The sequence below is a fragment of the Intrasporangium sp. genome, from assembly GCF_035688975.1.
In the GTDB taxonomy this organism is placed as follows: domain Bacteria; phylum Actinomycetota; class Actinomycetes; order Actinomycetales; family Dermatophilaceae; genus CALMNV01.
Genome location: NZ_DASSMH010000097.1, coordinates 1 through 5994, shown reverse-complemented (window position 1 = coordinate 5994; position 5994 = coordinate 1). Strand labels below are relative to the sequence as shown.

Below are 5994 nucleotides of genomic sequence, written 5' to 3'. Positions count from 1 at the left end.
TGAAGTCGTTGAGGAAGTGCTCCGTGGACACGTAGCGCACGACCAGGCCCGGGAGGTGCTGGCGCACGTAGTGGCCGATGGCGTGCAGGAGGTGGGTCTTGCCGAGGCCCGACCCGCCGTAGATGAAGAGCGGGTTGTACGCCTTGGCCGGGGCCTCGGCCACCGCGACGGCCGCCGCATGGGCGAAGCGGTTGCTGGCGCCGATGACGAAGGTGTCGAAGGTGTACTTCGGGTTCAGCCGCGGGTCTCCGGGGGCGGACGGCTCCGGGCGCTGCCGCAGCGGGCCGCTGTCGCCGCCGAGGAACGTGGCCGGCTCGTCGAAGTCGGCGTCGTGCAGGTCCGGCGCGCTGGCGTCCAGGTCGCGCAACCGGTCTCCCCCAGCCGGTATGCCGTCCACGTGACCGTTGCGCGTCGGGTCGACGGACCGGCTGACCGAAGGGTCGGGGCCGGCGGCATACCGCGACGCCTGGGACAGGGCCGGCTCACCGGTCGGCTCGTCGGTGAGCAGCCCGAGGTCGGCCTCGAGGCTCTCGTCGACCGAGACCGCGAGCTGCACGGCGTGCCCGAGGTGGGCGCCGAGCGCCTCCGTGACCTCGTCCCGGACGCGGGTCTCGAGCACTTCCTTGGTGTAGGGGTTGGGCACTCGGACGAGCGCCGTCTGCTCGAGCACGCCGACGAGCTTGCACAGCCGCACGAAGGCGCGATGCTGGGCCGGGATTCCTTCAGCGTCGAGCGTCGCGAGGGTCTGCCGCCAGATCTGGCCGTAGTCCACGTCGCCGTCCGTCACTTGCCCACCCATCCCTGACTGCTTGTGCACGACGGCCGCTTGTGCACGACTCGGTCCACCGCGTCGTGCGAGATGCGCCCGAGATGGCCGGCTGCGTGGTCCACAGGGTTGTCCACAGACTGTGCAAACAGCGTGGCCGCACCGAAAGGCGAAACTAACAACTCCTGCTGCCCGTGACAACTCGAGGAGCGAGAACGGTGCCTCGGCGCGCGGCGTGTCGCGCGTGGTCCCGGCCCCGACATCCGCAAGGATAAGGGGTTTCGCGCGGGGTACGCCGGGTGGGAAGGCGGTTTGACCGGTCTTCCAGCGCTCCCGTATCGTGGGCGGGGCGTGTGCTGCGACCCCATTCGCATACCCATGGTCTCGACGTCCGGTCCGGCCCACGGGTTTGCCGAGTGCGGTCGACGACCGCCAACAGACCACCCCTTTCGGGCCCGTCCGTCGCCGGACTGCCGCCCGCAACCGTATGGAGCCCTCGTGAGCAAGCGCACCTTCCAGCCGAACAACCGTCGCCGGGCCAAGACGCACGGCTTCCGTCTGCGCATGCGCACCCGCGCCGGTCGCGCCATCCTGGCCGGCCGCCGTCGCAAGGGTCGCGCCGAGCTCTCGGCCTGAGGCCGGCATCGTGCTGCCGGCGCGGCACCGTCTGCGTGCGAGCGCAGACTTCGCGTCGGCGGTGCGGGGACCGGGCTCGCGCCGATCGGGCGGGCGCCTGCTCGTCGTGCACGCCAACCGGATCGCGGATCGGGCGGCGCTGCCGCCGCGCGCCGGGTTCGTCGTCTCGCGGTCCGTCGGGAACGCCGTCGTGCGCAACCGCACCAAGCGTCGGCTGCGGGCCATCGTCGCCGCCCACCTCGACCTGGTGGAGCCCGGCACCGACCTCGTCGTGCGGGCCAACCCGGCCGCCGCGCACGCGTCGTACGCGGAGCTCGACGTCGCCCTGGCGCGCCAGCTCGAACAGGCCTGCGCTCGGGTGACCTTGTGAGTGAGCGGGCAAACCGCCTGCTGGCCGCGCCCCTGCTGCTACTGGTGCGGGGCTACCAGCGCTTCGTCTCACCCCTGACGCCGCCGACGTGCCGGTTCACCCCCTCCTGCTCGCAGTATGCCGTGACCGCCCTCGTCCGGTTCGGCCCGGTCAAGGGCGGCTGGCTGGCCCTGCGACGGCTCGGCCGGTGCCACCCGTGGAACCCCGGCGGGGTCGACGAGGTGCCCGACACCTGGGAGCAGCGCGGTCGAACCCCGGCCGAGCAGGCCCCCACGCCCCAACGCACGACCTGACCATCCGGCATACTCGCAGTGCCGAACAGCGGTGAGCGCCGACGGCGCCCGCCCGACGACAGAGGACGCACGTGTCTGACTTCTTCAACACCCTGCTCTACCCGATCAAGCTGGGTGAGGCATGGGTCATGTACGCCTGGCACTGGCTCTTCGAGACCCTCGGGCTGCGCGGAGGCTGGTCGGGTTGGGCCTGGGCGCTGTCGATCGTCGGGCTGACCGTCGTCGTCCGCCTCCTGCTCATCCCACTCTTCGTCAAGCAGATCCACTCCTCGCGCAAGATGCAGCTCATCCAGCCCGAGATGCAGAAGATCCAGAAGCGGTACAAGGGCAAGCGCGACCCCGAGTCGCAGAAGGCCCAGCAGGCCGAGATCATGGATCTCTACCGACGCACGGGGACCAACCCCTTCAGCAGCTGCCTGCCGATCCTCATCCAGTCGCCGTTCTTCTTCGCCCTCTTCCAGCTGCTCAACAACCTGCGGGCCCAGGCCGAGGGCAAGGCCCAGGCGATCGGCCCGATCACGAACCAGCTCGCGAGCACGATCGAGAGCTCGACGCTCTTCGGCGCCAAGCTCTCTGACCACTTCCTCGGCTCGACGGTGAGCAACACCAAGATCCTCACGGCGGTGCTGATCGTGCTGATGTCGGCCACGACGTTCATCACCCAGCACCAGCTGATGCGCAAGAACATGCCCGAGTCGGTCCTCGACAACCCCTTCGCGAAGCAGCAGAAGGTGCTGCTCTACCTCATGCCGATCTTCTTCGCGATCTCCGGCGTCAACTTCCCCATCGGCGTGCTCGTCTACTGGCTCACGACCAACCTGTGGACCATGGGCCAGCAGTTCTACGTCATCCGCAACATGCCCGCGCCCGGCTCGGCCGCCGAGCGCGCGCTGCGTGAGCGCAAGCAGCGTCGGGGGCAGACGATGAAGGAGCTCATCGTCCCCGGCCTCGGCCCGGACGCGAACAGCGACGCGGTGGTCGATGCGGCCGTCGAGGACGACAAGCCCAGGCAGCGGACCCAGCCCAAGGGCAAGAAGCGCGCCAAGAACACCCCGACGAAGGGCCGGCGCTGAGGCTGCCGGCCCGCGGCCACCGTGGCGCCCACCCCTCACCACGTGACCGGCCGGCACCCCGGCCGGCTCCAGAAGGAGCACAGATGAGCGACATCTCGACCGACGAGACCGGCCCCGACCGCGGCCTGTCCGAGGAGGACGTGACCCTCGACGCGGGGTCCACGGACGGCCACGGCGTCGCCGTGGCAGAGCCACGTGGACCGGGCACGGAGGAGGCGAGCACAGACCTTCTGCACGGGACCGCAGGAGTCGCCGGAACCGCCGAGGAGACCAGCGAGGGGACCAGCGAGGAGACCAGCCGGGAGACCGGCGAGCAGGTCGGTGTGCAGGTCGGTGAGCGGGTCGAGGAGGCGGGTGCCGCAGGGGCGCCCGTCGGGCGGTCCGGCCGCCTCAAGCAGCTCGAGCGGGAGGGCGAAATGGCCGCGGACTTCCTGGAGACCCTGCTCGACATCGCCGACCTCGACGGGGACATCGACGTCGACGTCGAGGGTGACCGCGCCGCGGTCGCCATCGTCGACTCCGAGGAGGGGCGGGTCCCCCGCCGCCTCGTGGGTCCCGACGGCCGCGTGCTGGAGGCGCTCCAGGAGCTGACGCGGCTGGCCGTCCAGGTCGAGACGGGGGAGCGCAGCCGGCTGATGCTCGATGTCGCGGGCTACCGGGCCGAGCGGCGTGCGGCGCTCGTCGAGCTGGCGAGGCAGACGATCGCCGAGGTGCGGCGCACGGGGACCAAGCACGCGTTGGAGCCGATGTCCGCCTTCGAGCGCAAGGTGGTCCACGACGAGGTGGCCGCAGCGGGGCTCTCCTCGGAGTCCGAGGGCGTCGAGCCGCATCGCCACATCGTCATCCTGCCGTCGTAGCCCGGACGAGGCATCACGGCGGCTCCGGCGCTCGCTCATCGGTCCGGGTTGAGAGAAAGGGGGCGTATGCCGTCGTCTGTGCCTGCGCCGCCGCCTGCGGCGGGTCAGGTCTTCGGTGAGCGCCTGCCTGTCGCCGAGAGCTTCGTCGAGCGGCTCGCCGTCGGCGGCATCGAGCGCGGCCTGCTCGGGCCGCGCGAGGCGCCCCGCCTGTGGGACCGGCACGTGCTCAACTGCGCCGTCGTCGCGGAGGCCATTCCCAGGACCGGCGAGCGGCAGCGGCTCGTCGACGTCGGCTCTGGAGCTGGACTGCCGGGCCTGGCCATCGCGATCGCCCGGCCGGACCTGGAGGTGCACCTCGTGGAGCCGCTCTCGCGGCGTACGGCCTGGCTTCGCGAGACGGTGCAGGCGCTCGGGCTCGACGCGGTCACCGTGCACACGGCGCGAGCAGAGTCCCTGTGGGGTCGCCTCGACGCCCCGTGGGTGACCGCGCGTGCCGTCGCGGGCATCCTGCAGCTCGCGCAGTGGACGCTGCCGCTCCTGGCGCGCGGCGGCACCCTCCTGGCGCTGAAGGGGTCCCGAGCGGGGGCAGAGCTGGAGGAGGCGCGCCGCGCGCTCACGAGGCTCGGTGTGGTGCGGATGGGCGTCGAGGAGCTGGGCGCGGACCTGCTGGTCGAGGCCACGACGGTGCTGCGCCTCGGCATCGACGCACCGGTCGACCTGCGCCGGTTTCGTCGGCAGGAGCCGTCGAGCTCGGGCTCGGCCCGGCGGCGCAGCGACCGTCGGCGGCAGGCCGGCGGTCGGGACGCCAGGCCTGGCGCGGCGCGCGGTCACCGAGCCGGAGCATGAGGCGCCGGCCTCGTTCGTCCGACCTGCAGCCGCCCACTACCCTGACCTAGCGCCCGCCGGGCGCGCCACGTCGAGCAATCTCGACGACTGCACCGCGCCAGGGCAACCGCGCCAAGGCAACCACGCCTGAGCAGCCACGCCTGAGCAACCACCGGAGGTGTCCGAGCCGTGACCGCGAGCAATCTGGGGTGGCCGCAGTCCCCGGCCCTCCCTGGTCCACAGCGACTCGGCTGGCCCGACCTGCATCCGGCGCCCGTTTCACGTGAAACCGCCCCGCCTGACGCAGCCGCGAGAGAGCCGGAGGTGGCGCCTGCTCCCAGGGTGGCGCCTGGCTCTGGGGCCGCGCCGGCCCCCGCGCCCGCCGCTGCGCCTGTCCCCGAGGCTGGCGACGCACCTGCCCCCGCGCCCGCCCCCGAGGCTGACGACGCATCGGAAGCCACGTCCGCGGCTGGCCCCGAGCCCGCGCCTGGCGAGGACGTGGAGCGGGCACGCTCCGACATGGACCGGGAAGCCCTGGCCGAGGTCATCCCCGAGGCGGGGTCGGACACGCCGATGGCTCAGCAGCTCGCCGACAACGCTCGCAGGCGGATCCGGCTGACCGGCCGACCCCTTCCCAAACCGGTCCGTCCGCGCGTGCTCACCGTCGCCAACCAGAAGGGCGGGGTGGGCAAGACGACGACCACGGTCAACGTCGCGGCTGCCCTCGCCCAGTCCGGGCTGCGGGTGCTCGTCGTCGACCTCGATCCGCAGGGGAACGCCAGCACTGCGCTGGGGATCGACCACCACGCCGACGTGCCCTCGGTCTACGACGTGCTCGTGGAGGGCAGGCCGTTGCTCGATGTCGTCCAGGAGTGCGCGACCGTGCCGGGACTCGCCTGTGCGCCCGCCACCATCGACCTGGCGGGCGCGGAGATCGAGCTCGTCTCCCTCGTGGCTCGCGAGTCCCGGCTCGACCGCGCCTTGATATCGGCGCGCGCCGCTGGGCTGGACTTCGACTACATCCTGCTCGACTGCCCGCCGAGTCTGGGACTTCTCACCGTGAACGCCATGGTGGCCGCCGACGAGGTGTTCATCCCGATCCAGTGTGAGTACTACGCCCTGGAGGGCGTGTCGCAGCTGCTGAAGAACATCGACCTGATCAAGTCTCACCTCA

Annotated in this window: 8 protein-coding genes; 7 read left to right on the top strand and 1 reads right to left on the bottom strand. The window is 71.7% G+C overall.

Annotation, left to right across the window (positions count from 1 at the left end; genetic code table 11):
• On the bottom strand, positions 1 to 799 hold a 799-nt coding region (locus VFJ94_RS10490), incomplete at its 3' end, for a DnaA ATPase domain-containing protein (protein ID WP_325004154.1).
• A 465-nt stretch (positions 800 to 1264) separates the two neighbouring features.
• Here VFJ94_RS10490 and rpmH point away from each other — a divergent pair.
• From rpmH to VFJ94_RS10455, 7 genes are all read left to right on the top strand, one after another.
• Positions 1265 to 1402, top strand: a complete 138-nt coding sequence (gene rpmH / locus VFJ94_RS10485) for a 50S ribosomal protein L34 (RefSeq protein ID WP_028051105.1) — start codon at positions 1265 to 1267, stop codon at positions 1400 to 1402.
• A gap of 10 nt (positions 1403 to 1412) precedes the next feature.
• Entirely contained in the window at positions 1413 to 1772 is a 360-nt protein-coding gene (gene rnpA, locus VFJ94_RS10480) for a ribonuclease P protein component (protein ID WP_325004153.1), read from the top strand.
• Positions 1769 to 2065: a membrane protein insertion efficiency factor YidD gene (yidD, locus tag VFJ94_RS10475; RefSeq protein ID WP_325004152.1), complete on the top strand. Its 297-nt coding sequence runs from the start codon at positions 1769 to 1771 to the stop codon at positions 2063 to 2065. The genes rnpA and yidD overlap by 4 nt, the downstream gene beginning before the upstream one ends.
• A gap of 71 nt (positions 2066 to 2136) precedes the next feature.
• Positions 2137 to 3138: a membrane protein insertase YidC gene (gene yidC / locus VFJ94_RS10470; RefSeq protein ID WP_325004151.1), complete on the top strand. Its 1002-nt coding sequence runs from the start codon at positions 2137 to 2139 to the stop codon at positions 3136 to 3138.
• 323 nt (positions 3139 to 3461) lie between these two features.
• Complete coding sequence (locus tag VFJ94_RS10465; RefSeq protein ID WP_325004155.1) at positions 3462 to 3995, top strand: protein jag; 534 nt, start codon at positions 3462 to 3464, stop codon at positions 3993 to 3995.
• 66 nt (positions 3996 to 4061) lie between these two features.
• Positions 4062 to 4841 (top strand): 16S rRNA (guanine(527)-N(7))-methyltransferase RsmG, encoded by a 780-nt coding sequence (gene rsmG / locus VFJ94_RS10460; protein ID WP_325004150.1) that lies wholly within the window; start codon positions 4062 to 4064, stop codon positions 4839 to 4841.
• A 498-nt stretch (positions 4842 to 5339) separates the two neighbouring features.
• Positions 5340 to 5994, top strand: a 655-nt coding sequence (locus tag VFJ94_RS10455) for an AAA family ATPase (protein ID WP_325004149.1), incomplete at its 3' end; no start/stop codon positions are given.